The following is a 22,684-nucleotide window of genomic DNA, read 5'->3' on the forward strand; positions in this document are numbered from 1 at the left end:
AAATGGCGGGTCTACCGCGACACGGTGCTCAAAGACATCTTCCAGCAGCGCCATCAAATTCCGTCATGGTTGCCCATGACAGGCTGTCCGTTCTGCCAGCATTACTGTGGGCAGGTGCGCTGCGATAACGCCGCGCCATAAAGTAGCGCGACGTTTGGCCTGATCCAGCCGAACGTTTGATTTGATCCACTATTTTCACCCGTCTTGAACGCATATTTGATTCGGCATTTAACGCCCTTCAAACACACTTCACAGCAGACAGCCGCTTCGCCATGTAGGCAGGCTCCCAAGTAGCCATGCGCGGGTCTTGAGGTAGCCGAGGCAATTCTCCCGAGTCCAAACGGGCCATCACGTCGCCCAACAGCCTTAGCCCCATTGGGGCAAGTTCATCCCGCCACAGGCTCTCAGCTGTAGCGTCGGGCTTAACCCAGCACCAGTCCTGCGCGGCAATGTCACCGGTATCAGCCCCGTCATCCAGCCAGTAGGCCGTCCCGCCCGTTACAACCTCCCGCATGTGAAGCGCCCACACGATGGCGTCACGGCCACGGTGGCGAGGCAACAGGCTTGGGTGGTAGCCAAGCGCCCCAAGCCTTGCCTTAGTCCGAGCCCCAGCGGTGACGAACACATGGGCATGGGCGCACAGAATCAGGTCAAGCCCGTCAGGCACCAAAGTGGCCTCGAGGCGCTTGTCCACCTGACATAACGGGACACCCGCGTCGACCGCCAGCGCGGCGAGCCGGTCATCCACACGCGGGGCACTGACAGCGGCCACGTCGTCACCGCGTGCCAGGCACAGCTTCAGAACCTCGGCCCCGAACCACTTTTGGCCCACGATCATCACGCGCATGGCGGCACCTCCACGGGGCCAGTTTGCTCACTTTCGCAAACTGGAGAACCAAGGTAGCGAAAGCCCTGCACGGCCCTAAAGTGCCCGCCGTAGCCAGCGCCTACGCCCTTCACGCCGAGCCGAGCTGCTGTCTTTGCCATGCTTGTCATGCTGCGCAGCTTGCTTTCGCCCACCAGGCGGGCTGAAACCTGCGTCCACTTATCCGACCGGCGCAAGGCGCTGGCCAGCCCCGGGTGGCTGGTGTGAAACAACGTCAGCATAGGCTTGTCATAGCGGTTTTGCCCAAGTCGCCAGCGCTCGCACACCGCGTCTAAAAACCGCAGACCAACCCCAGCGCCTTGCCACTCAGGCATAACCACCAAACGGCATGCGCGGGCCTCTTTCATACCAGCACGGGTGCTAACCGCCACATGGGCCACCAGCTGGCCGTTCACCGTCGCCACATAGTTGGTGGCGGCGATCATGTGCGGCAGCTTCAAATAGTGATGCGGCTCAAAGGCAGGCCAATGCTGCCACTTGGCTTGCCACAACTCCACGTCGATGCGTGGTCGGCGTCGAAGTGACCCCCGTATGAACTGGCCCGTACCGGTATCAAACACCCAGTCGGGCTGAACCCAGTCCAGAATGTCATAGTGACAGCTCAGAAGCACCGCTTGGCCGCCAGTTCGACGCCACGCCTTGGCAAAAGCGCCCGCTCCAATTTGTGCAATCTGGCGGTCGACCACGCTGCTGAACTCATCGAGCACGGCCTGCGCCGGTGCCTCCGCAATCAGTCGGGCCAAGTTAGCGCGAAACTGTTCACCATTGGATAGCACACCAAAGGGCCGCAGCCACGTCGGAACACTGCCAAGACCAACGCTTGAAAGAGCCGCAGTCACATCGTCAAAAGAGCCACCGGGCGTGATCGCGTCAATCACCGGCGCATCGCTTGGCCAACTCGGCGCGTACAGCGCCTGCGGCCCCCACAAAGTGCGGCCCATGCTCGTTTTGCCTGAGCCACTCGGCCCCACAATCACCCCGATTTGCCACGAGGCGCTCTCCAAATCCAGCTCGGCGTCGAGGCTGAAATTAGCCCCACTTTCAACATTGAACAGCGACTTCACGCGGGCAGCACGGTAGCTGTTGAAGTCATCACAGCGGTGGTTAATGCTCAATTTCATACGCACACCACCTTCGGGCGCAGGCCCTGCTTGGTCAGTTTGGCGAATAAGCGCTGCTGGTCAGCCTCATCCTTGCAAACCACCACAAGGCCGTACTTTTGAACGTATTTGAAGCCGTTTTCACCGGCTCTCTGAATTGGCTTTGAAGCCACTTTGTCGGGCGTTTTCCCCATATTGCGTTACCCCTTTATTGGGCTTTGACGCTCGGGGGCGCTCTGGTTGGGGGCTCGTAGCGCCTTCGGCACCGGCCCTCACGTCATTCAAAGTGCGGCACCTACCGCATTTGATCTGAACTCGCTCAAACACTCCACGTGCCAGCAACTTGCTGCACGCGCCACATCTCAACTCTTGCATGTCGGCATCTTTGATAATGGCCCTACCTGTACAGGTGGCGGGGCCTTCGGTCGATGCCGTGCTACATCACGGCGGAGGTGGGTGGTCAGGGTGTTAGCGCACCCCGTCCACTCGCCCTGTCTTTTTTACTTGGCCGCGCCCATCAACTGGGCGAAAGCCGCCTCGGCTTGCGACTTCATAGCGGCTAGAACGGCTTCCACTTCTTCAGGCGTATTGGCGGCATTCACCGCGCCCTGCGTGCGGCGTTTGAGCCCGTCAATCAAACCAACAGCCTGCGCGTAGAACGACGCGTTGACCAGTACTTTGTCGGCGAACGCGTCAACGGTTTCGCCCTTGCCACGCGCATTGATCTCGGCCTGAAAAGCCGCCTTGTCGCCCGCCGAGGCGGTGCCCGCCTTGATCGCCTTGGCAATCACTAGCTTGTTGTTCCACGCCGCAATTTCGATTTCATCGGGTGTGCCAGCAATCTTGACGCGTTGGGCTTTTCCGTAGGCATCGATGCGGGCTAGGCCGTTTGCTTTTGCCGAGGCAAGTACAACAGCAGGGTCAGGCGTGGGGGCCGACACTATTACCAGCTTTCCACCTTGAACATCCAATGTTGCGCCAAAGGGCCGCGACATAGCGAGGCTGTAGTCAGAATCTGATACCACGATCAAGTCGCTAGGTGGTTTTAGGTATTGGATATCGTCAGGGTAGAAGCACCCAGTAGATTTGCTGAATTTCATCTTGCTCTCCATTAATAGCCGATAGCGAAATACGATGGGGTACCGCCACTAAGTTGAATCACTGCCTGAGACGTTGAAAAACCCACAACTCCAGACGAAGCGGCAGAGCCGCCTTCATAGAAGGGAATCACATGGAGGCAGGCATTTGGAAATTGGATTGGAAAAGAGATAGTGACATTAGGACTTCCAGCGGCGCCGGCAGAACCCCACTGAAAAATAAGACCTCCGGCAATCTTTTGGTAACCGTTTGCAGTTTTGCTTGATAAAAACAGCGGGCTATTTGTCCGAAGTGTTTCTGAACCAAAATTTCCACGCCAAACCGTCCCGTCATTAATAAACATAATGTCGGAGCCGGGCCCCATCGTGTAAGACGTAAACGCACCGCCATTATTTATGGCGATGGTGTCGCCGCCTCCTTGTCGATTGATGGTCGCCGTAGTGACTGCCGGTGACGTAGTAAAAACGAAGGTAGTTCCTACTGGAACACTTGAGCATAAAGGTAAGGTGACAGATGCGGCTGAACCAAGTTCAAAGCAGGTTCCTGAATCATTACGAGACAGAGTAACGGCCGAAGAAATTGACCGCGAACGATTATTTGAAAAATTACCCATAGCTGATGGCAACGGATCAAGCAAAACAAAATCCGTCCCGTCATACTCAACGTCGACCAATTGCCCCGCAGCAATCACCCCGGCCACCTTGGCACCCGTCGAGTCGTATTGCTTCAGACTCTTAGCCCCAAGACCAGCAATGTTCAGCGTATCGCTACCGGCCCCAGCCGCATGAAACTTCAGCCGCAATCGAAGGTTCGTGCCCAACGCCGCAAGCGCCACAGCACTGGCTGGCAATGTCACAGTGAACGCGGGCGCAGTACCGGCAGTCGTATAAGCCGTGTTAGTTTGCTGGCGTTGCAGCGCAGCAATCGCTGCCGCCACTTGTTGATAGGTGACAGGCGTATTGGCGTCAAACCCAGCGGGCGTAATCCCGGCCTGTTTGACCAGCGACACCAGCTCCCATACGGGCCCATTAAGGTCAGCGTCGCTCACCGCCGTTGGCGTCGCCTGTGAGGCGTTGTGCATCCGGTTGCCCGTCCCCGCGTGGGTAGCAAACGCATTACTTTGTGTGTAGTCCATAACCGTCCTTCATCAAAAAACTTAAGCCGCCAGCCCAACGTCGACCGCGAAACGTGCGGGTGCCAAACGCTTCAAATAACAATCCAACGGCCCTAGTGGAAGCGCCGAATCCCACAGCCGCTGCCCGGCTACGCCGGTGCCAACGCGCAACAACGTGCTGGCCGTTGCCACCCGCACATACAACTTGCCGTCCAGTGCGCCCAAGCGCTGGCCTACTTGCCCCACGCCCACACGAAGCGGGGTGTTGTAAGCCACGGTCACGTTGTCGTAGCCAATGCGCTTTGCAATGGCAATCAATGCGCCGGGGCTTGCAGGGCTACTGTCCGTGTAGGCCAAATCAGGGCCACACAGCCGCGCTGTCAATTGGTCGCTTCGTTGTTGCAGCGTTTGAGCCGCGCCAAAACAGTCACAAGGTAAGCCCGTCGCGGCCTCCCATTCGGCCAACCGCGTCGTGGTTTTGTGCGGCAGCCACTCACCGGCCACAAACAGCGTGTAGGCGTGCAACTCTGCAAAGGATGCCGACAGCCCGCGCACCACCCGCATCAAAGTAGAAGACGGGTCACGCGGCCACGCAAACCCCGTGGGTAGCAGCTGCGCGAGGGACTGAAAAAACTTATCCATGCCGCGCCTTAGAAGAACGTCACCGTGCCAAGCACCAGCATCTGGTTATAGGCACCAGCCACAAAAGATGCGCCGCTGGTAATCACCGGCGAGCTGATCGTGTGATTCGTTTCACCCGTCACGCCGCTGATCACCTCCACCATGTGGTCATGGGGAATAGAGCCGCCGGGAACGGCCTCTCTAAAAAACAAATCCTGCAATGCGCTCACTACACCCGCACGAATGGCTGCCGTATCCGGCACCACATTGATCGTCACATTCACCACCACGGGCGTAGGCACGATCACAAACAGCTCATCGGGTGGGCCACGGCGTGGATCGCGTATGTAGTCGCGCACCGCATAGGCTTGTGCCGTTGTTGGCAAGCCGGGAGCCGCATTGCCGTCAGCCATGATGATCACGCCAGCGGTCGTAGCCCCTGACGGGTTACGCAGGCCCCAAGCCCGTGTGATGCCTGGCACCTGCAAGGCCCATCGCGCATAATCGGCGGGGCTGCCGCCCATTGGCTCATTCGACAAGCGCTGTTGAAGCCGGTAGATCGCCTGCGCGTCTGTCTCCGCATCAGCGCCGTCGACCGCACCCGCGTCAGAGACGACAAACGACGTATCAATGCCGCTCATCGTTGAAACCATATTCAGCCCAGTCCCAGTGCTTACATTCCCCGCCGAGCCAGCCACCAAAGCCGTCACAGACGCGCTCAACGTGCCTCCCACTGACACCGCCACGTCGGCGCTCACCGAGTACTGCCGACCGTCTTGCGCCTGAAGTAGCGTGCCAGCGGTCAGCAGCGTGCCCGCTGTACCCGTGCCCGTCACTGTCCGAACCGCAGCCGTAGCAGGCTTGCGCGTCATCTTGTACGTTGCCAGCCAGCCCTCTAAAAACTTGCCGCTCGACTGCGTTGGAACGGCCTGACGCGCAATGAAATCGCGCAAATAGCGGTAGGCACCATGCAGGCCCATCGCTTGCACAAAAGACAAGGCCTTCACATTGCTGCGGGCCAGCTCTAGGTCAGCCGTGGTCAGCGTTGCCGGATCAGCCGATTGCTGCGCTGTTGCCAACGACTGTTGCAGCAGGCGTGCGGCGTTTTGTTGCAGGTCGCTGATTGACGGCACCGCCACGTTCAAAACGGTCATTGCGCGTACCTCTTGATGGATGTGCCCCAAAGCACGTCATAAACAGGGCTTGTATTGCCCGGCTTGTAAATCGTTGGCCGCACGGCCAAACGGTCAAGCTGGCCCGAACCGGACGCGGCCCACAGCGCCACCACATCCACGCGGCTGGCAATACCGTCGCGCACCATCCAGCTCAAGGACTCCTGCGCGGCAAAGCGGGCCTTCTCCAGCACGTCGCCCGTCACCTTGCCCGAGTAACAAAGCCACAAGCGTGACCCCCATGAATCACCCTGAGCCGAAACAAACTCATCGCCAACCCAGCCGCGCCGCTCGGCCACGCCACTTGGCAGGGCATCGTCATCGCGTGCACGTCGGTCGGTGAACAGGCTCAAAATCACGGCGGTTTGCAGCGTGTCCTCAAGGGCTAGGGCGTACACAGCCAGCGGGTCTACATACGAAACAACACCAGCTGCTTGTGCATAGTCTTTCCAAGGGAAGTTAGCCACCGGCCCCGGCGCGCACAAACGCCAGTCAAAAGGCACAGCCGCGCCTTGCGTGCCTGCATTGGGCGACTGGGGAAGCGTGGCTACATCAAACATGCTGCCAGTTTGTCCGCTTGCGCTCAAGCGGTCACGGTGAAACGGTTCACCGAAGCCGTGTACGAAGGCTAGAAGTTGCTCGTGCTGCCGACGCCGTTTTGCACATTGCCGTGGTTGTGACCCGCCACTTCTTTATTTGCCACTTTCAAGCTGCTCGTAGCGCTCACAGCTTGGCCCTTCACAGAGCTAACCGCCACAATGTCCTGGCTCGCATTCACCACGGGCGTATTGAAGCTGGCTGACGTGCTTGCGTTGACCGAGTATTCCTTGGTGTTCACCACATACTTGTCGCAGGTCACCTCAACCACGCGACCGGCCTTCAACTTCACCATATGGCCTTCTTTGTGCCACACCGCGACTTCATACGATTGCAGCTCAGGCCGTTCGCCCAGCCTGTCCATGCGCAGCACGATTGTGTGGCCCATGACATTCAGCACCAGGCCTTGCCCGTCTACGGGATGCGCCGCGAAGCCGTAGTCTTGCCAACGCTCGGCGTTGTCCTTGGCGTCCGCGTCATGCGTCTCTACACGGGCGCGTTGCACGGGCCCTTCCACCAGCCCGCGCAAGCGGGATCTGCGCAGCAAATTGTCTATCCAGCTCATCGGCGGCCCCCGCCGGTCTTGGCACCATCATGCGGCCCCTCAGAGCCAAATTTCTTAGGCTTGGGTCGGCTGTTCAGTGGCACCACGTCATAAGCGTCCACGGGTCGAACCAGCAACTCAGTCACATCACCTTCACGCAAATCGCAGGTTTGCTTCGCTGAGCAAATCAGCCATTCGTCGCCCGACAAACCGGCCACATCATCAAAAATCTGCACACGCTGATTGATCGGCCAAGGCTCGCCCTCAAACGTCCAGCCCTCCACCGTATAGCGTATGCCTAGCGCATGGCCTCGGCGCACCTTCACCGTATGTTCAACCAGCGTTTTCAGCTCGGCGCGTGTTGTGTTTCCATCGGCCTGAATCACCAGTGGCGAATAGCGCTTAATCTCAGCGTCCTTGCCCGATTCCCGCATGTCGTGTGCATTCTGAAAGCGCAGCGTCACCTCATCCATCGTGGTCGCGCCGTTCAGGTCGACATTGCCTTGACCAAACACAACATACTCACTGTGGCGGTGTTCATCGGTGCCCACGCCTTGCATCTCAATCACGTTCACGCCACGGGCAATCACGCCTTTGAACCGCTCTTTACCCGCCTTAGTCAGCAGTACACGGCCATCGTTGTCACGGGTTACCAGCACGCCGCGCAAGCGTGCTGCACGGGCTATTGCGTCCAGCACGGTCTCACCGTGGTACAGCTTGAAGTCCACCAGCGGTGCGCCCACGTCTGCGTCCACCACCACCTCTAGGTCAAACGGCGTTACAAGGTCTTTCACAATGCGCGTCAACGAGGCATGTAGCCATTGGCCGCCCTTGTACAGCGCCGAGCAGCGCACCAAGTCGCCCGTGCGGTCGCGGCCCACCACGCGCACACCACAATCGCCGCGCTTGTAAAACGGCTCTGCACTCAGCACAAAGCCAGTCAGCACTGTGGTGTCACCAATTTGCACTGTCACCTCATCTTGTCGCTTGATGGCTGGCGGGTTACCCGGATCAAGCGACACGGGAATACTGAACGTCCCCGCGATCGTCTCAATAGATCGCTCAACCTCACTTTGCAGCCACCCTTGGTAGGCCACACCGCCCACGGTCACCGTAATCTGTGCGTCATCCCGCGTGTACACACGCCCAGTCCCGGCCCAATCAGTCATGGCGTGCCACCCTTAAAGCTCTGCCCGGCGGCACCAGCATAGGGTGCTCAATATGTGGGTTAAGCGCCATGATTTCATCGGCCCAATCGGTCGTCCCGTACAGCTGATAGCTCACCACCCACACTGGCGTCCACGCCTGTGGTGTGTAGCTCATCATGCGGGCAAGGCCAGAGCTGCGGCGTTGCAAATCGGCAAGGGTAGAAGTCAATACGGCCAGCATCGCGTCGTGCCACGACTGCGCGGGCATGCTGGTCCCCGCGCTCATCGCCATTGGTGCCGTAGCACTGGCACGCTGCAACAAACGCGTGATTTGGTCTGTCGCTGCACTACGCAACGCCATCGCTTCGTCGTAGCTGCTCAGCTCGCTTGCGGCGCTGGCCTGCGCCCAGCTGCAAGTGGCAAGGCCCTCAAACAGCTGGTCGCTGGCGGTCGACAGCGCGGCCAATTGCTGACGCGCAGCCGTATCACTTGCCAGCGTTGAAACGCCTTGGCCAAACATCACCGGCCCCGCGCCAACGGCGGGCATTGAAGACGTTTCAAAGTCAGTTTTAGCCACCCGTGAACCCATATCAAACAGGCTTTGATATGCCGCCCGCAAGTCCCGCGCTTTGGCCGCGTCAAGGTCTCTTGGCAATTCATACAAGGTCGCCACCGCATCGGCCAACAGGCGCGGCTGGCGAATCAAATCATTCATCCCGTCACGCAGCACTTGGTAGTTGCGCGTGATCGTGTTTGTAAAGTCGCCCATCCCGGCAGTGGCCGCGCCCATCACGCCCCAAACAGCAGCTACCGAATCACGCACACGTGCCATCAAGCGGTCAGCCGCCCAGCCCGGCGCATTTGCCACGTCAAACGCATGAGCCAACTCATCCGCAGTTGCCTGTGTGCCAGCCCATGCCGCACGGGCTGCGTCAACCGCCGAATTACCTACCGTGGTTGGGTAGCGACGCTCATCAGCGCGTACAAAAGTCAGCTCAAAACGCGCCACACCGCCTTCGGTTGTTGGGGCTTCTTTGATTGGGTATTGGCCCAAAACATAGACAAGAATCGTCCCCGAGGTAGGGTGTACCAACTCGCCCACACCGGGCGCGTCTAACGCCTCCTCAAGCGCGTCACGCCATTGCGTGTAGTCCTCACCAATCACATAAGCGCTGAACTTGATTTCCTCAGCCGCACGCCCCATGCGAAACACGGTCGGCAAGTCTTGGAACGGGTAGTCCCGCAACACCGTGTGAAACCCCGGCTTGCGCTCAGTGGTCTCCACATGAAACGGCACGCCCCGAAAGCTCGCCTGTTGAAGCTCATCAATCCAGCTCATTTGCTATACCCCGCCGGGTTAGTTGATCCGGGATTGATACGAATCAATGAGGGCTGCTGCGCCACGGTGGGCGACAGCGTCACGCGGTCATCGGTCACCCGCACATTGATATCAAGCTGGCCCTGACCAATTTGCACTTGCGCAGATTGGCCGCCCAGTTGCCCGCCGAACGGCTGAGTGCCCATGCCCGGCGCACTCAGCGACAAAAAATCCATCGCAGGCGGCATACCCATGCCCGAAACTGCAAAGGGCGGTCTTGCGCCTGGCACTGCATTCAAAGGGGAAGGCTGTGCGGGCGTCGCCCACCGGTTGGACAGCCAGTCGCCACCAGCACCTAAAGCCGCAGTACCACCAGCCGCGCCCAACGCGGCCAGCACCCAAGGGGCGGCCAAGCCGCCCGTGAATATCGTGGCACCCGCACCAAGCACACCAGCAGCAATCATCGTCTTGGGATGGTTGGACGCCCACGAGGCCGCATTAGCGGCCCCCGAGGTCAGGGCCTCGCCAGTCGTGCCCACCATCGCGTTCTGCGTATTCACTCCCACATCAAGCATTTTTCCGTAACCCGACTGCTTCACGTCTTCGAGGTTTTTAGCCAGCTGGCCGCTTTTTTGCGCGAGCTGGCCACGCTCCATCATCTTGACCAAGTTGGGGTCTTTGTCCGTGTCAGGCGCATCAATCGAGTTCATCATTTCGCGCCAAAAAAGCTGTGTGTAATGTTCTCGAATACCGGCCATGCCCATCATGAAAGGGTTGTCCAAGTGCTTGCTCTTCATCTCACGGGCCAGCCCCACAATGCCGTCCACGCCGCCTTCGCCCTTGAAGTTGCCGTCTTTGTCAAAGTAGTCCGTCACCTTGATGCCAAACTTCATCAAGCCTGTCGCGCCCTGTGAATGCTTCTTACCGGCTAGGCCCGTCATGTGCGGGGTTGTGATGTGAGCCAAGCCCTCTTTGATGATGGTCGACACCTCACTTGGGTTGCGCACGGTGGCATTGCGCATCATGCGTTGCGTCAAAGCGCCCATAAAGTTCAACCCGCGCTCACCCGTAATGCCCACCGTCTTGGCCGAGTTCAAGAAGTCAGGCGCTTGACGCGCCATGTCCATCGTTTCAAAGCGGCCACTTGTTGCATGGCTGTAAAGCATGTCCAGCATGGCTGGCACACGCTCTTCTTTGATGCCCGATTTGGTCACCATGTCAAACACCAAGTCGGCGATCTCATCGGGCGCGGCGTCAAACACTTGGGCCGAGTTCACCACCGCAGGCGTGAGCTTACGGATGGAGTCCATCTTCAAGCCCGCGTTTGCCAACCGAAACTGCGCCTTGCTCACGTCGAGCGGTTTGTTCAAACTGGACTTTGATAAATCAATGGCGTCTTGGCGAAGTGCGGCCACATCCTCATTGCTGAGCTGGGCATTGAACTTCATCTTGAGCTGCAACTTCTCAAACTCCATGTTGTCGTCAAAGGCGGTGCGTGCAAGGCGCGTAGCGCCAACAATGCCCGCCAGCCGCTGCGCGTCACCCATCAATGAGTTTGGAGCGCCTTTACCGTCTTTGCCGTCAGCGCCAACGCCGCCCAGCGGCTTGCTTAAAGCATCACGCAGCTTCATAGCACTATTGCGTGCGCGGTCAATTTGGTTGCCTAACTGCTGGATGTAGCCCACTTGGCGCGTGCTTCCGGTGTTGCCGCCCATCTGAGTGATTGCGCGGTCGAGCGCCACAAACTTGCTGGTAGTGCCGGTGATTTCACCCTGCATCTGGCCTACATCTTTGCCTGCTTTACCGGCCCACTTGCCCAGCTCGTTGAAACGCGCGGAGGTGCCAGCGACGGCTTTGTTCATCTGCTCATGCGCCTTTTCCAGCGTCTTTGCCTCAGCGGTTGAGCGCTGACCAATCGTGCTGACCAGATCAATAAAGTACTTGAGCTTGAGTTCGCGCATAGGGTCTTACGTGTTGCGTTGCATCAGCTCACGCTGCATCGCTTTGAGCCGCGCCAGGGGCACCAGCTCCAGCGTAAGTGGCGAGCAATGTAGGGCCAGACTCAGGCTCAGCAGCATTCGCTCCCATTCCTGTAGTCGGGCCCACGGGCTGTGGGGCTTGGGTGGGTTTGACCTCCTGCCCACACATCACCGCATCAAATTGCTCTTGCGTCATATTTCCGTAGCGCACCTCCGCGGCAAGCGTCAACAGGAAAACGCGCTTCTCAATCAGCCCCAAGTCATGACTGCTCAACTTGCCCAGCACGTCGTCACCCAGCACCGCGCTGTGCAGCTTGTTGCCGTCGCACTCCATCCAGTCCACATGGCGCAGGGTCAAGGCGTAACGAAAGTCAGCGTCGCTCACCATCAAACGAGGCTGGCCACCAACCGTTACTACACGCTCTGCCACCTTTTGGGCTTCACGCTCATCAAAGATATTTGTTTCTCGCAGGCGCACAGTGCGATAGCGAATTTCCCGCCCGTCAGACTGAACGGGCAACCCGTCCGCAAGGGTCAAGTCGTAAAGGCTGGCAATGGTTGGGGTGCTTTTTGTGTCCATGCCTTGCAGTGTCGGCATTCGTCAACACACCGTCACGGTGAAACACTTCACCAAAAACAAAAGGCCCCGAAGGGCCTTTTGTGGTCAGTATGCAATCAGCTTTTTAGAGCCACTGCAACGGCGAGAGCAGGTTGAACGTCACGTCCACCGTGCCCGCTCCAATCTTCCCCATCTTGGCAAAGCCGCAATTAGGTGCCACCGCCTTGCGGCCCGTTGCAGAGTCGCGCATAGCAATCTGCACACCGCGCATCTTCACAAAATCATCAGGGTTGGTTGCCGGGCCAAAGTTCAGTTTGGCGTTCAATGTGCGGGCCACGCGTTTGCGCTTTTCGCTGTCGTCACCGCTTGCAGCGGGCACCACCTCATACTCATAGCCAGCGCCGCCATCAACCTCGCCGCTGCTGTCTTCAAAGTCCAACGCAATGCCGCCCACGATGATGGTGTCGATTTGAAAAAGTTTTGCCATGTCAGTGTCCTCGAATTTTTGATTGGTTTAAAGGGTCAAACCTGACCGGCCACCACGTTACTGGTCACCTCGGTTTGATAGTGCTGGGTCACGATCACGGGCTCATCCACGATCTTGAGCTTGCCGTTAGGCGCGTCAATTTCCACGCGCAAGGTCGAGGCGTAATAGCCGGGGTTTTGACACAGGCCAGCATCACAAAAGTTCTTGTAAATGCCCACCATGATTTCCTCGCCCAATTCCGCATTCATCAACTTTTGGCCGGGTATGGGTTGCGTCACATACTGGGCCAGCTTGTAGCCTTGGTTGTTGTACTGGTTTTGGAATGTGGTCACCACAAACCAGCGGTAGTAGCTCATGGTCTTAAGCCAGCACATCTCAGCCATGCTGCGATCAGGCGCACCGCTGTTGCTGGTCTTGTAGTTGGTCACCATGCGCAGCAAGCTGCCGCTGTAGTCAGGCGCAATGTTCAGCGGGCTACCGCCTTTGACCAATAAGTTGTTCATGCTGTCGATCAAAAAACCGTCGCCTTGGCGCGGCCCCTTGTAGCCCACCAGTTGCGACACTGGGCCTTGAGCTGGGTCTGTACCGGCACTCGTTTCAATCGCGGCCCCGGCCATTGCGGCGGTCTCCCAAGGGCTGGTCAAGTCCTTGGTGGTCGTGATGGTGTGTACATGCGGGCTATTGCGCGTGTTCAACCAGGTAGTCAACGTAGCCTCTGTGCCGCGCACCGCCGTACACATCATGCCGTCTCTGGCGTCATTGCGGCCCCAGCGTGTCGCCAATTCATTTTCAAAAATCACCATGTTGGCGCTGTCCGTGAACGGGTTCACGATTTCAGTCGCACGATACAGACTCATGGCGGCAATGACTGGCGACACGTCGGGCACCACAGCGCCACCGCTCATCGCTGGAATGGTCAGGCTCAAGCTGCTAGGAATGCTGTCGTCGGGGTAGTACACGCCGCACACATCAATGTCGTTGCCTGTGGTGCCGCCCCACTTAGCAGTCAACACCAGCTGACTAGGCGTGGCATTAGTCGCCGTCACAGGCAATGTGCCCAAGGCGTTGATTGCGTTAAACAGCTTGGTCGCCACCGTGGCCGATGTGTCAGCAGTCGTCACGCCCACGCTCACGCGCTGGCCGCCGATGTACAGCATCACTTCGCCACTGGCCGTCACGTTAGCGCCTGCATTGGCCACACTGATCGTGGCCGACGCTGCAACGGCACCGCTGCCCACTGCAATAGCCATCACATCAATCGGCAGGCCCATGCCTGTGTTCGCCTTGGCTGCACGCCACATGGCCAACAGCTGCGAGCCTTCACCCAGCAGCGCCACAGCATCGGCGGGATTGCTCAGGGTGGTGAGCGTGTTCAAAGCCAACGTGCCTGCCGTCAACTTATGGCCCACCAGCAGCAATCGGCGCGGCATACCCGTCAGACCACGAATGGCGCGGGAAAAGTTCACCTTGCCAGCGACAAAGGGCACCAAGAAGTTCAAGCTCATCAAGTTTTGAATTGCCATTTTTTTACCTGCTTTCTACAGAGTGTTTAAAGGTTGCTCAATGCACGCTTAAACGCGCACCAAATCGCCGTCAGCCAAGCGGCGCAGCGTGGTGATCGTCACCACCTGAGTGGTGGGCACACCAGCTGCAAACTCGCTGCCTGTTTCGTTGTTGATCAGCGCGTGCCCCTCAGCCACCACTACGGTGATGGTCTCGCCCAAGCGGGGCGGCACGTCATACACGGTGGGCGTTGCCACAGCGTCAATAGAGCCTTCATTGGTGTCTACAGCGCCCTGATCTTGGGCCGCCACGTCTTGAGCCGAATCTGCTTTTGTCTTTGCCATATGGTTCTTTCTAAAAATTAGGTTGTTGAAAAATTCACGCCTTGGGTCACGCCCAAAAAATCCACCTCGGCAGGCGGCGCAGCTGGGGGCACCGCATCGCGTGCTGTTGTCGCAATCTCTACGGCCAGCCAATCGAGCAGCTGGGGCGCTTCAATTGGCTCAACGTCTTGTGTCCAGTCCACCAGCCACACCGCTTGGCCCATTGCGTCACGCGCATGGTTAAAAAGGTTCTCGCAAGTAGCGCCTTCGTCCAGGGGGCTAATTTCGCAATTCAGCCCCGTGCTATCTGGCCGCCACTTGCGCAGCACCAGCGCAATCTTTTCGCCCAATGCCATTGCGCTGCGCATGCGTTTCTTACGGTCGGCCTGTTTCACGACCGCAAAAGCGGCCATGCGTGTACGGCGCACATTCACGCCACTTGATCGCTTGCTGCCCTTGGCTGGCGCACTACCCAGCTCTGTCACAAAAATGGCTGGCGTGGCATAGGTCACTTTCGCCATGTCGCTCGCGTCAAACTGGCCGCCGTACTCTTCCAGCGTGACCACTTCGGCCTTGGTGAACTGTGTGCGCAGATAGGCCAGCGTTGCGTCTAAAGAAGCGACAGTCATGCAATCGCTCCCGGCCCAGCACCGCGCAGAGCGGCAATCAGGTAATCGCCAACAGCACGCTCATGCCGCTCCGTCATTCCCATCACAGGTCGCGCATCAAGCTTGGTTTTATGCCCGCGCCCCGTTCCACCCCCAAAGTGATGAATGGCCGCGTACACCAAGTCGCTGCCAATCTCAACCCCTCCGGCGGCCAGTTGATAGGCGTAGCTGTCGTACAGGTGGTGATGCTCAATCAGTGTTTTTCCACGGCGCTTGATCGCCGCATCACTTTGTTTCATGGGCGTGCCATCAGCCAGCTTTTGACGATCAAAGCAGTCTTGAATCTCACCCAAAAAATACTCACCAATTTCACGGCGCGTATTGTTGAAATGCGCGCTATCCAAAATAGCCAGCTGGGCCAAGTGCCGCGTGATAGCGGCATCATCAAACCCAAAGCGAATAGACACGCCACTCATAGCGGATACCCATCCCAGCGATACCCGCTATTTGCACGGCCCGTTTTAATGCTTGTCGTGGGCGCAATCGCCTCGCCATTGCTACCTACCAGTTGCACACGTCCAGCGGCCACATCACGCAGCCAAGCGCGTTGGTCATCTGCTTGTTTGTCGGTGCGCTCAGTCGCACCAGTACCGTCGCTGGACAAAGCGCTGCGCGTCAAGCGCAAGCAGCAGTTTTCCAAAGTGCCAGCATTTGCATCCGTTGCGGCCAAAGGCAAAGAACACGCGCTACGCAAATAGCCGTCCATGTAGTTGCTGGTAATCGCCAGCTCATGCGTCAAACGCGTCAACGACGCATTAGCCACGGCTTGTTCGTCGGCAGTCACGCCAACAGGCCACGTTCCTGCAATCGCGGCAAGCAACAGCTCAGGCGTCAGCACGCCCATACCGTCAGCCAACACTTGCGCCGACTCATCAGCGCCGTAGCGCTGAACAAAGGCAAGAGGTGTGGCATATGGCATGGGCGGCTTTCAGAGGTCGGCGTATTAGCGCTTTTTAGATGTGGTCTTGGCGGCTTTGCCACCATTGCCAGCATTGCCGCCGTTACCCGCGCCGTCACCCGCACCGCTATCACCAGCGCTGCCGTCGCCTGTACCGCCGTCTCCACTGGCGGGGTCGCCGCTAGGGCCACCGGCCTCTGGCTCATCAGCTGGTTCTTGCAAACGTGCTGCACCAACGTCAATCAGCGGCTGAGCCTGTTTTTCGTCCAGTTCAAACACTTCGCCGGGCGCAACAGTTTCACCGTCATGCTCAATCGCAACCAACGCAATCAGCGCCAACATCACTAAATTTTTCGCCATGTCGTTCTCCTATTCAGTTAGGTCAGTGCGCTTAGGCCACGGCGTTTTGGAACAAGTAGCCCAGCGCCGGTGCGCTAGTCACTTCTTTAACGCTCTCAGCCACACGTACGCGCTGTGAGCCACGGATGCCCATCTTTGGCTCGGCAATTTCGCCAGCCACCTTGGTGCCCCATTGCGCAGTCCAGCCCCAGCAAGGCTGCTGCGACATAGCGGCTTCTTTGTCGATGTAGAGGAAGGCGGCATGCTTGCCCCACACGCGTTGCGTGTTGACGGCCTGACCCTTTTTCGCGGTGTTCACAAAACCTGCGCCCACCAACACCTTTTGAACTTCCAGCACTTGGGCCAGTTGATCGCGTGTCACCACACCACCGGTTTGCGCGGTGCCAAACACGGCCTGCACAATCTTCGGATGCTGACGCAGCTTCGTGAATGTGGCTTGGCCGAACACCGCAACGTTGGGGCGGTACACGGGCACATCCAAAGCCGCCAGCATGGTGTCCAGTGGGTTGCTGTTGTTGAAGTCGCTCCATTGGCTGGTGCCGCTCAATGTTGCTTGGTTGCCACCGGCATAGTTGGCGGTGTTGAACACGCGGCCAGCCACACGCACTTCGCGGTCTAACTGAACGAGCTTGGTCACCAGCATGGTGCTCACGTCCAGCGGGTTAGGTGGGCCGCCACGCTCTGGCTTGATCATGCTGTCCCACGCGGCCATCTCATCGTTAGGGACGATGTCATCCAAGCCGTAGTCCAGCACTTCATCGTTCACCAAGGTGCCGCTGAAGTCGACTTCAGTTGGCACACTTTTGCGGCCCACCAAAGTTTGAGGCACGGTGTAGCCTTGAGCCACGTCAAAGTTGCTCCAAACGAATTTCTTGGCGGTTGGCACGCGGGGTAACACCTCATCAGCAATCAATGCCACGGCTGGGTTGCTGTACACCATCGCAATGGCGGTGAGGGTCGGATTGACTGGAAAGCTGGTTGTAGACATAGCGTCTTTCTCCTAAAAATTGAATCGGGTTTGGTGGTGGCACCCGCCTATGCGGCGAATGGTTGCGCGGGGCTACCTGAAAAAATGGGGCCCCGCGTGGGCGTTAACCTTGAATCAGGCCGGGCTCAATGACAAAGCGAATCACATCACCGGCGGCTGTAGCGGCTTCATCAGCAAAGCCAATGATTCGGTTGTTCACGCCTGCGGCGGGTGCGGCCACCACAGCGCGGCCAACACCGTCAGCAGTGATGGGTGAGCCGCGAGGGATAGCGGCACCGGCCTCTACCCAAGCGATACCCACGCGCACCACATCGGCGCGTTCACCGGCGTTGATTGGGGTCTCATTCACCACGCCAATGATGAAATCAGTCGCTGCCGTTGCCGGTGTGACGTTTCGGTCGCCAGAGCCATGCTTGACCAAGCGGTTGATTGCAATGGCCGCATCGGCCACAAAGTTGACTGCGAGCAGTGGATTTGCCATGAGGTGTTCTCCAGTTAAAGGGGTTGTGAATAAAAGGTGGTTTAGGCAGCGCGGGCGCTGACGTGGGCAACAGCCTCAGGCAACGACACGGTCAAGCCTTTGTCCAGCTGAGCTTTCATATAGCTCTGTGCGGCCTCAGCTACAGCGGCTGCGTTGTTGGGGTCAACCGCGTCAGCGTCAGCACCGCCGCCGCCGATTGAATTGCCCAGCTTCACCACCGGGGTGCGGCTTGCCATGAACTCAGCAAAGAACTGAGCAGGGGTTTTCTTGGCCGCGCTCTTGTCGCTGGCCGTGAACGAGAACTCGGCTGTGCCGCCGCCTTCGATGGCCGCCATGAACTCGGCAAGGCCGGGCTCTTCGGCAGGGGTCACCAAACCTTTGGCCTTCCAGCCATTGATTTGGGCCGAAATTGCCGCCCCTTGCTGCGCCGCCTTGAGCTGATTCAGCTCTGCTTCTTTTGCTGCAAATTGAGCGGTCGCTGTCGCCTCAGCCTCTGCTTTTGCGTCGGCTTTGGCCTTGTCGATATCGGCTTGGGTAAAACTCATCGCACCCTCCTGTGGTGTGTGTTGTGAAAAACTGGGGTTGTTCAATGCGGGCTCATCGCCGGGCTCGGCCAGCGCCGATTGACGCAATCGGGCTGCGGTGTCGGTAACCGACTGAATGCGCCAACTAGGGATAGCCGCGTCAGCCGCCTCAATCCCTTTGTCAGCAATGATTTGTTCACGCAGTCCGCGCAGCAGGTCGGCCATGTCACCGATAGCCCACGCCACGTCCAAGTCGTCTTGATCGGCAAATTCGTAGGCATCCACGTTGGCGCTGTAGTCCAACGGTTGCAGGCCAGTAATTGCGGGGGCGGCTGCGCCGAGCCAGCCGACGTGCTGGAGCTTCCAGCCAGCCTCGGCATCCTTCACCACAGAGACCGAGCGGTTGCGGTAAGCGCCGCTGTCCACGCCCTTCTCAAAGTCGGGGTTCACGTCACTGAACTTCACGAACAGCGACGCACCGTCACCTTCACCGACACGTTTTGCGCCCTCAGCCTTTACCCATCCGTAGGCGGGGTCATTGTGTTTAGGGTGGCCCAGCACGGCAGGCGCTGCGCCCAATGCCAAGTTGCTGACCATCTGATCGAGATCGCCCTCAGTAAAGGTGCACGTGCGGCCCTTGCTGTCGGTATGCGTGCCCGCCTTGAAGACCTCTATCCAGTCTTGCAGGCCCTTGAATTGGTGTGTAGTGGGTTTGGCTTTGTTCATGCCCCGCACTTTGCCTAAGCGCGGTCAATCAGGGTAGGTGAAACACTTCACCGCATGCGTGCGATCAGTGTGTTTTGCGTGTTTTGAATTTCAGGGGCCACACGCCGTTTACGCCCCCTTAAGCCCCACTGATACCCGCCGTACACCTTGAGGCGGTTTTAAAGGGGTTTGTGGCCTTTTTGAACGGGGTTCAAAGACAGGTCAACGACCGCTACTCAGTCCAAAGGGGTCATTTGCTGCACCAGCATAGCTGCGAGGCGCGGGTGCCACATCGTCAAACATATCACGCGTGAAGGTATCGCGGCCATCACCGCCCATGATATTCATCACATGGCGGCGCGTGTAACCGGTGGCCTCAGCAGTCTCATCTATTGTCATGCCTTGGGCGCGGCACTGGCGCACTTGCTCATGGCGCAACTCACGCATGTAGCTGTCGGCCTTTGGCAGGTCAATTGCCTCACCGCCGTACTCGGCCACCAGCTTATCGAATGCGGACTTACCAAGCGCAACACACAGGGGGTGCACATCGGTTGCTTTGTCCTTGGTGGGCACGCTCAGGCGTGCGCCACCATGAGCGCCTACTAAGCGCAACGCGTCAGCCTCACCCAGCACGCGCACCAGCTCACGCAAGCTCTCGGGCAAGGCGGCTTGATCCATTGAGTACACGGCGGCGGTAGGTGTGGGCATCGTTGGCATGGTTACTTCACCGCTTGCAGCAGCTCCCACATTTGCCAGTAGTAATCAAACAATGCCGCGCCGCCCTTGCCGTCATGGCTGAGGTGAGACATAGACGCCCAGACAAAGTTGATTTCGCGCAGCTTGCTTGGGGCCAATGTTTTTATGTCTAGCGTTGACATGCGTTGAGCCACGTACTGCGGGAGGTGTCGCATTGCCCAAGCCTTCAAACTTTCAATCAACACATGCGGGTTACGGCTCCATTGCAATGCGTCTACCCCTGACATGCGTTTGACATAGGCGGCCAATGCCGCCTCACTCGGGTCACGCACTTGGCCCAACGCATGCAGCATGAGCCAAAGCGCACGCACCTTGCGTGACTCGGGTGATTGGGCCAAGGTGCGGCCATCCGGCTTATCTTTGCGCACACGCGGCCAGCCACGGCGCTCGTAGTCGTCCAGCACGGACAGCAACTGCTTTGTGTTCAAAGTACTGGCGCTGATACGACCCGCCATCTCGGTGGCACCGTGACGGGCTAGTAAATCGCGGTGCGCCTGGTCATCCCATCCGGGCAATGACTTGGAAGCCCATGTCTTGGCAATACCGACCAGCTGCAGCTTTGGCTTAGTGAACTTAGTCACAGCAGTTTCTCCAAATAGGCAATCAGGCTTGTAGCAAAGCACCAGCTGATCAAGTCGTCGGCGAACTGCTCATTGATAAGCCGGTGGTGCTCAAATTCGGCCTGTAGTCTTTCTATGCTCATGCCAATAGCCCCTGTTCAGCGGCCCCACCAACACCGCGATTCAACTGAGCGTTTTTTCCTGACTGGTGGCCCGTCATGAAGTCGTTCAACTCTTTGTCGTTGAGCTTTCGCTTTTGATTTCGATTGCTTGTGGCAAGGTCTGAAAGAGCCGGGTAGGTCTTTGCCAAAAAAGCGCCTATTGCCTTTTCTTGATGTTCATTGCACGAGAACGCTTCAATGGTGGCCGATACAGAGCGCACCCATCCTTCGCTAAACAAATCAGCACGGCGTGTCTTTGTTGACGCCTTGCATCGGCCTAGGTGAGTTCGTATGTGCAACTCGCGGGCACGTTTTGACTGGCGGGCCAAAACCGTGAATGCGTACTGGGCAACTTCAGAGCTTGCGCCGCAGCCGATGAATACCCATTGCCCCTCACGCCAGCTGCTTAAAAACAAAACCTTGCAGTTGAATGTGGCCGCAACATTGCTGGCTAAATTCGCCTCCCAGCTTGCAGGCTTTATTCGTGCCCCTGCCTTGGCCCGACGTTCTTGCGCTTCAGCGGCGTCAATGTCTAAGTCGGTAACGCCGTATGCCTCCATCATTTTTTTTGCCTGTCGGAGCGCGGCGGCGGCTTCATGTTCATTGCTACTGGTGGATAGCGCCAAACACTTTCTAATTTTTGCGATGATTTTTTCGTTTTCCATTTTTTGCTCTTTAAAACCTTTTCAAAGCCTGCTTACTCCGCCTTTGAAAAAGCCCCTAACCCGAGAGCTAGGGGGTAAATAGATCAAGGCAACTTGATCTAGGAGACAACCGGTTTAGTGAATGGCCGCGAACTCAGCCCAAAGTTGTTTTGCTGCGGCAATCCAGCATTCGCGCTCACTTGGTGGCAAGTCAGCCCAAGACCTAGCATTGACGCCAATGCGGCGATGCAGTTCCTTCGCATGCGCCTCGTAAGCGCTCTGTGCAAGCTGATCGAAGCTCTTCATAACGACGCCACATCCAAGCTGATAGGCATGTAATCGCCCGAGCGTTCATCACGCTCATAGAACCGGACATAAGGCTTGGTGCTAGCAACGTTCATGCTGTCGCTGATAGCGGCCATTGCGCGTGTCCACGTTTCATCATTGATTTCAAGACGGCGCAGGCCAAGCACGCGGCCTGTGGAAATCTTGCCCTCGCGGTCAACCTGAAACGCGTCATTCACCAGCACCTTGATGTTGGCGTTGCTGCCCTTGGCCCATACATGGATGCACTCATCAATGAGGGCTTTAGCGGCCTGCAAGCGCTCATCGAAAACAATGGTCTCGGCCATTTGGCGCACAACCTTGTAACGGCCATCAAAACTCACCAAGGTGACATTGCCTTTTTTACCGCCGTGCTTGACGTCGTATGCGGACAAGCTGCGCTCCACAAACTCTTGCACGACCTGCATGCTGGTGAGTTTGAATGCCGTCAAATCAGCGCTGGCTTGTTTAGCCGCCTCGCACATGGTGGTCACAACATGGTGGCGGTCTTTGTCAATCGCCTTGACTTTTGCGTCGGGAATCAACGCCCCGCTTGCACTTTTCCAATAGCCCTTGGGCACGGTTTGCTCTTCGTCTGACATGGTCTGTCCTTTCAGTTAAAAATTAGTGTTTGGTTTTTTGCTGACGGTTTTTGTTGGCAATCACGTTGTCCAACATGGCCTTCACTTGCTCGGCGTTACCTTCTTCGTGGTGGGCTGCAACCAAGGTGCACCACTCCAGCGCCGCGTGGTGTGTAGTCAACATGCCGTGGATGCGCTCATAAGCCTCAAGCAACTTACCGTTGGCGCGGTGCAGCTCTGTGCGCAGTTCGGGCACGGTGTGAAACGCCTCTGGGTTGCAGAGGGTTGGGCATGCGGTAATGAGGCTGCTCATGCGTGCTCTACCTCGCTTGGGTCAATCACCAAGGCCACGTCAATACCGGCTTTGGTTAAACCAAAGATTGGCAGGCCACTGGCAGACTTAGGGTCAAGCGTGTATGGCGCGCGCTGCACAAAGCCCTTTTTGAGCAGCTCACGCATCGCCGTATACACATTGGCGGTACCGCAGCCAATCAACTCAGCCAGCTGTGGGCGTGTGGCCGTTCCCTCATCCAGCAACGAAGCAAGGATGGATTTTTGGATGTAGGCTTTACCGCTCATCACAGC

30 protein-coding genes are annotated in these 22,684 nt (G+C 57.9%); all 30 read right to left on the bottom strand.

The window, feature by feature from the left end; all coding sequences use genetic code 11:
* Positions 1-238: 238 nt before the first annotated feature.
* Entirely contained in the window at positions 239-847 is a 609-nt protein-coding gene (locus tag RMS03_RS10655; protein ID WP_310627034.1) for a formyltransferase family protein, read from the bottom strand.
* Positions 838-2,007, bottom strand: a complete 1,170-nt coding sequence (locus tag RMS03_RS10660) for a GNAT family N-acetyltransferase (RefSeq protein ID WP_310627035.1) — start codon at positions 2,005-2,007, stop codon at positions 838-840. The genes RMS03_RS10655 and RMS03_RS10660 overlap by 10 nt, the downstream gene beginning before the upstream one ends.
* Before the next feature lie 120 nt (positions 2,008-2,127).
* The gene (locus RMS03_RS10665) at positions 2,128-2,361 is read right to left on the bottom strand and encodes a Com family DNA-binding transcriptional regulator (RefSeq protein ID WP_310627036.1); all 234 of its coding nucleotides are present in this window, start codon (positions 2,359-2,361) and stop codon (positions 2,128-2,130) included.
* Between the two features lie 125 nt (positions 2,362-2,486).
* Positions 2,487-2,981 (bottom strand): hypothetical protein, encoded by a 495-nt coding sequence (locus tag RMS03_RS10670; RefSeq protein ID WP_310627037.1) that lies wholly within the window; start codon positions 2,979-2,981, stop codon positions 2,487-2,489.
* 116 nt (positions 2,982-3,097) lie between these two features.
* Positions 3,098-4,219, bottom strand: coding sequence for a gp53-like domain-containing protein (locus RMS03_RS10675; protein WP_310627038.1), 1,122 nt, complete (start codon positions 4,217-4,219; stop codon positions 3,098-3,100).
* A 21-nt stretch (positions 4,220-4,240) separates the two neighbouring features.
* Positions 4,241-4,840, bottom strand: coding sequence for a putative phage tail protein (locus RMS03_RS10680; protein ID WP_310627039.1), 600 nt, complete (start codon positions 4,838-4,840; stop codon positions 4,241-4,243).
* An 8-nt stretch (positions 4,841-4,848) separates the two neighbouring features.
* Complete coding sequence (locus tag RMS03_RS10685) at positions 4,849-5,973, bottom strand: baseplate J/gp47 family protein (RefSeq protein ID WP_310627040.1); 1,125 nt, start codon at positions 5,971-5,973, stop codon at positions 4,849-4,851.
* Positions 5,970-6,551: a phage GP46 family protein gene (locus RMS03_RS10690; protein ID WP_310627041.1), complete on the bottom strand. Its 582-nt coding sequence runs from the start codon at positions 6,549-6,551 to the stop codon at positions 5,970-5,972. Before RMS03_RS10690 ends, RMS03_RS10685 begins: the two co-directional genes overlap by 4 nt.
* Before the next feature lie 68 nt (positions 6,552-6,619).
* Positions 6,620-7,153: a phage baseplate assembly protein gene (locus RMS03_RS10695; protein WP_310627042.1), complete on the bottom strand. Its 534-nt coding sequence runs from the start codon at positions 7,151-7,153 to the stop codon at positions 6,620-6,622.
* Complete coding sequence (locus RMS03_RS10700; RefSeq protein WP_310627043.1) at positions 7,150-8,301, bottom strand: phage baseplate assembly protein; 1,152 nt, start codon at positions 8,299-8,301, stop codon at positions 7,150-7,152. The genes RMS03_RS10695 and RMS03_RS10700 overlap by 4 nt, the downstream gene beginning before the upstream one ends.
* Entirely contained in the window at positions 8,294-9,619 is a 1,326-nt protein-coding gene (locus RMS03_RS10705; RefSeq protein WP_310627044.1) for a DNA circularization N-terminal domain-containing protein, read from the bottom strand. The genes RMS03_RS10700 and RMS03_RS10705 overlap by 8 nt, the downstream gene beginning before the upstream one ends.
* Positions 9,616-11,559 carry a phage tail tape measure protein gene (locus tag RMS03_RS10710; RefSeq protein ID WP_310627045.1) on the bottom strand — a complete coding sequence of 648 codons (1,944 nt, stop codon included), beginning with the start codon at positions 11,557-11,559 and terminating at the stop codon, positions 9,616-9,618. Before RMS03_RS10710 ends, RMS03_RS10705 begins: the two co-directional genes overlap by 4 nt.
* A gap of 28 nt (positions 11,560-11,587) precedes the next feature.
* Positions 11,588-12,157, bottom strand: coding sequence for a hypothetical protein (locus RMS03_RS10715; protein ID WP_310627046.1), 570 nt, complete (start codon positions 12,155-12,157; stop codon positions 11,588-11,590).
* 103 nt (positions 12,158-12,260) lie between these two features.
* A complete protein-coding gene (locus RMS03_RS10720) occupies positions 12,261-12,623 on the bottom strand; it encodes a hypothetical protein (RefSeq protein ID WP_310627047.1) in 363 nt (120 codons plus the stop codon).
* 35 nt (positions 12,624-12,658) lie between these two features.
* Entirely contained in the window at positions 12,659-14,146 is a 1,488-nt protein-coding gene (locus tag RMS03_RS10725) for a phage tail protein (RefSeq protein WP_310627048.1), read from the bottom strand.
* Between the two features lie 48 nt (positions 14,147-14,194).
* A complete protein-coding gene (locus RMS03_RS10730) occupies positions 14,195-14,470 on the bottom strand; it encodes a hypothetical protein (RefSeq protein ID WP_310627049.1) in 276 nt (91 codons plus the stop codon).
* 17 nt (positions 14,471-14,487) lie between these two features.
* Positions 14,488-15,078 (bottom strand): hypothetical protein, encoded by a 591-nt coding sequence (locus RMS03_RS10735; protein ID WP_310627050.1) that lies wholly within the window; start codon positions 15,076-15,078, stop codon positions 14,488-14,490.
* Positions 15,075-15,533: a phage virion morphogenesis protein gene (locus tag RMS03_RS10740; protein ID WP_310627051.1), complete on the bottom strand. Its 459-nt coding sequence runs from the start codon at positions 15,531-15,533 to the stop codon at positions 15,075-15,077. Before RMS03_RS10740 ends, RMS03_RS10735 begins: the two co-directional genes overlap by 4 nt.
* Positions 15,530-16,036 (bottom strand): phage protein Gp36 family protein, encoded by a 507-nt coding sequence (locus RMS03_RS10745; RefSeq protein WP_310627052.1) that lies wholly within the window; start codon positions 16,034-16,036, stop codon positions 15,530-15,532. The genes RMS03_RS10740 and RMS03_RS10745 overlap by 4 nt, the downstream gene beginning before the upstream one ends.
* A 24-nt stretch (positions 16,037-16,060) precedes the next feature.
* A complete protein-coding gene (locus RMS03_RS10750; RefSeq protein WP_310627053.1) occupies positions 16,061-16,375 on the bottom strand; it encodes a hypothetical protein in 315 nt (104 codons plus the stop codon).
* Between the two features lie 31 nt (positions 16,376-16,406).
* On the bottom strand, positions 16,407-17,363 hold the full coding sequence (locus RMS03_RS10755) for a hypothetical protein (RefSeq protein ID WP_310627054.1): 957 nt from the start codon (positions 17,361-17,363) through the stop codon (positions 16,407-16,409).
* A gap of 103 nt (positions 17,364-17,466) precedes the next feature.
* Positions 17,467-17,844, bottom strand: coding sequence for a capsid cement protein (locus tag RMS03_RS10760; RefSeq protein WP_310627055.1), 378 nt, complete (start codon positions 17,842-17,844; stop codon positions 17,467-17,469).
* Between the two features lie 41 nt (positions 17,845-17,885).
* Positions 17,886-19,094: a hypothetical protein gene (locus tag RMS03_RS10765; protein ID WP_310627056.1), complete on the bottom strand. Its 1,209-nt coding sequence runs from the start codon at positions 19,092-19,094 to the stop codon at positions 17,886-17,888.
* Between the two features lie 201 nt (positions 19,095-19,295).
* Complete coding sequence (locus RMS03_RS10770) at positions 19,296-19,781, bottom strand: Mor transcription activator family protein (protein ID WP_310627057.1); 486 nt, start codon at positions 19,779-19,781, stop codon at positions 19,296-19,298.
* 11 nt (positions 19,782-19,792) lie between these two features.
* Positions 19,793-20,410, bottom strand: coding sequence for a regulatory protein GemA (locus RMS03_RS10775; protein ID WP_310627058.1), 618 nt, complete (start codon positions 20,408-20,410; stop codon positions 19,793-19,795).
* Positions 20,407-20,532 (bottom strand): hypothetical protein, encoded by a 126-nt coding sequence (locus RMS03_RS10780; protein ID WP_310627059.1) that lies wholly within the window; start codon positions 20,530-20,532, stop codon positions 20,407-20,409. The genes RMS03_RS10775 and RMS03_RS10780 overlap by 4 nt, the downstream gene beginning before the upstream one ends.
* Positions 20,529-21,215, bottom strand: a complete 687-nt coding sequence (locus tag RMS03_RS10785) for a DUF2786 domain-containing protein (protein ID WP_310627060.1) — start codon at positions 21,213-21,215, stop codon at positions 20,529-20,531. The genes RMS03_RS10780 and RMS03_RS10785 overlap by 4 nt, the downstream gene beginning before the upstream one ends.
* A 281-nt stretch (positions 21,216-21,496) precedes the next feature.
* Positions 21,497-22,120 carry a DUF3164 family protein gene (locus RMS03_RS10790; protein ID WP_310627061.1) on the bottom strand — a complete coding sequence of 208 codons (624 nt, stop codon included), beginning with the start codon at positions 22,118-22,120 and terminating at the stop codon, positions 21,497-21,499.
* Positions 22,121-22,142: 22 nt separating this feature from the next.
* Entirely contained in the window at positions 22,143-22,412 is a 270-nt protein-coding gene (locus tag RMS03_RS10795) for a hypothetical protein (RefSeq protein WP_310627062.1), read from the bottom strand.
* Positions 22,409-22,678: a helix-turn-helix domain-containing protein gene (locus RMS03_RS10800; RefSeq protein ID WP_310627063.1), complete on the bottom strand. Its 270-nt coding sequence runs from the start codon at positions 22,676-22,678 to the stop codon at positions 22,409-22,411. Before RMS03_RS10800 ends, RMS03_RS10795 begins: the two co-directional genes overlap by 4 nt.
* Between the last annotated feature and the right edge of the window lie 6 nt (positions 22,679-22,684).

Origin of the sequence: Limnohabitans sp. (assembly GCF_031538885.1) — a bacterium.
Classification (GTDB): Bacteria; Pseudomonadota; Gammaproteobacteria; order Burkholderiales; family Burkholderiaceae_C; genus Limnohabitans.

Coding starts and splice junctions, on each gene's coding strand:
- RMS03_RS10725 (WP_310627048.1), bottom strand. CDS start 14,146: ATGGCAATTCAAAACTTGATGAGCTTGAACTTCTTGGTGCCCTTTGTC.
- RMS03_RS10695 (WP_310627042.1), bottom strand. CDS start 7,153: ATGAGCTGGATAGACAATTTGCTGCGCAGATCCCGCTTGCGCGGGCTG.
- RMS03_RS10780 (WP_310627059.1), bottom strand. CDS start 20,532: ATGAGCATAGAAAGACTACAGGCCGAATTTGAGCACCACCGGCTTATC.
- RMS03_RS10660 (WP_310627035.1), bottom strand. CDS start 2,007: ATGAAATTGAGCATTAACCACCGCTGTGATGACTTCAACAGCTACCGT.
- RMS03_RS10685 (WP_310627040.1), bottom strand. CDS start 5,973: ATGACCGTTTTGAACGTGGCGGTGCCGTCAATCAGCGACCTGCAACAA.
- RMS03_RS10745 (WP_310627052.1), bottom strand. CDS start 16,036: ATGCCATATGCCACACCTCTTGCCTTTGTTCAGCGCTACGGCGCTGAT.
- RMS03_RS10790 (WP_310627061.1), bottom strand. CDS start 22,120: ATGTCAGACGAAGAGCAAACCGTGCCCAAGGGCTATTGGAAAAGTGCA.
- RMS03_RS10720 (WP_310627047.1), bottom strand. CDS start 12,623: ATGGCAAAACTTTTTCAAATCGACACCATCATCGTGGGCGGCATTGCG.
- RMS03_RS10670 (WP_310627037.1), bottom strand. CDS start 2,981: ATGTCGCGGCCCTTTGGCGCAACATTGGATGTTCAAGGTGGAAAGCTG.
- RMS03_RS10680 (WP_310627039.1), bottom strand. CDS start 4,840: ATGGATAAGTTTTTTCAGTCCCTCGCGCAGCTGCTACCCACGGGGTTT.
- RMS03_RS10675 (WP_310627038.1), bottom strand. CDS start 4,219: ATGGACTACACACAAAGTAATGCGTTTGCTACCCACGCGGGGACGGGC.
- RMS03_RS10750 (WP_310627053.1), bottom strand. CDS start 16,375: ATGGCGAAAAATTTAGTGATGTTGGCGCTGATTGCGTTGGTTGCGATT.
- RMS03_RS10705 (WP_310627044.1), bottom strand. CDS start 9,619: ATGAGCTGGATTGATGAGCTTCAACAGGCGAGCTTTCGGGGCGTGCCG.
- RMS03_RS10755 (WP_310627054.1), bottom strand. CDS start 17,363: ATGTCTACAACCAGCTTTCCAGTCAATCCGACCCTCACCGCCATTGCG.
- RMS03_RS10655 (WP_310627034.1), bottom strand. CDS start 847: ATGCGCGTGATGATCGTGGGCCAAAAGTGGTTCGGGGCCGAGGTTCTG.
- RMS03_RS10715 (WP_310627046.1), bottom strand. CDS start 12,157: ATGGACACAAAAAGCACCCCAACCATTGCCAGCCTTTACGACTTGACC.
- RMS03_RS10665 (WP_310627036.1), bottom strand. CDS start 2,361: ATGCAAGAGTTGAGATGTGGCGCGTGCAGCAAGTTGCTGGCACGTGGA.
- RMS03_RS10770 (WP_310627057.1), bottom strand. CDS start 19,781: ATGCCCACACCTACCGCCGCCGTGTACTCAATGGATCAAGCCGCCTTG.
- RMS03_RS10765 (WP_310627056.1), bottom strand. CDS start 19,094: ATGAACAAAGCCAAACCCACTACACACCAATTCAAGGGCCTGCAAGAC.
- RMS03_RS10760 (WP_310627055.1), bottom strand. CDS start 17,844: ATGGCAAATCCACTGCTCGCAGTCAACTTTGTGGCCGATGCGGCCATT.
- RMS03_RS10740 (WP_310627051.1), bottom strand. CDS start 15,533: ATGAGTGGCGTGTCTATTCGCTTTGGGTTTGATGATGCCGCTATCACG.
- RMS03_RS10730 (WP_310627049.1), bottom strand. CDS start 14,470: ATGGCAAAGACAAAAGCAGATTCGGCTCAAGACGTGGCGGCCCAAGAT.
- RMS03_RS10700 (WP_310627043.1), bottom strand. CDS start 8,301: ATGACTGATTGGGCCGGGACTGGGCGTGTGTACACGCGGGATGACGCA.
- RMS03_RS10795 (WP_310627062.1), bottom strand. CDS start 22,412: ATGAGCAGCCTCATTACCGCATGCCCAACCCTCTGCAACCCAGAGGCG.
- RMS03_RS10735 (WP_310627050.1), bottom strand. CDS start 15,078: ATGACTGTCGCTTCTTTAGACGCAACGCTGGCCTATCTGCGCACACAG.
- RMS03_RS10710 (WP_310627045.1), bottom strand. CDS start 11,559: ATGCGCGAACTCAAGCTCAAGTACTTTATTGATCTGGTCAGCACGATT.
- RMS03_RS10785 (WP_310627060.1), bottom strand. CDS start 21,215: ATGGAAAACGAAAAAATCATCGCAAAAATTAGAAAGTGTTTGGCGCTA.
- RMS03_RS10690 (WP_310627041.1), bottom strand. CDS start 6,551: ATGTTTGATGTAGCCACGCTTCCCCAGTCGCCCAATGCAGGCACGCAA.
- RMS03_RS10800 (WP_310627063.1), bottom strand. CDS start 22,678: ATGAGCGGTAAAGCCTACATCCAAAAATCCATCCTTGCTTCGTTGCTG.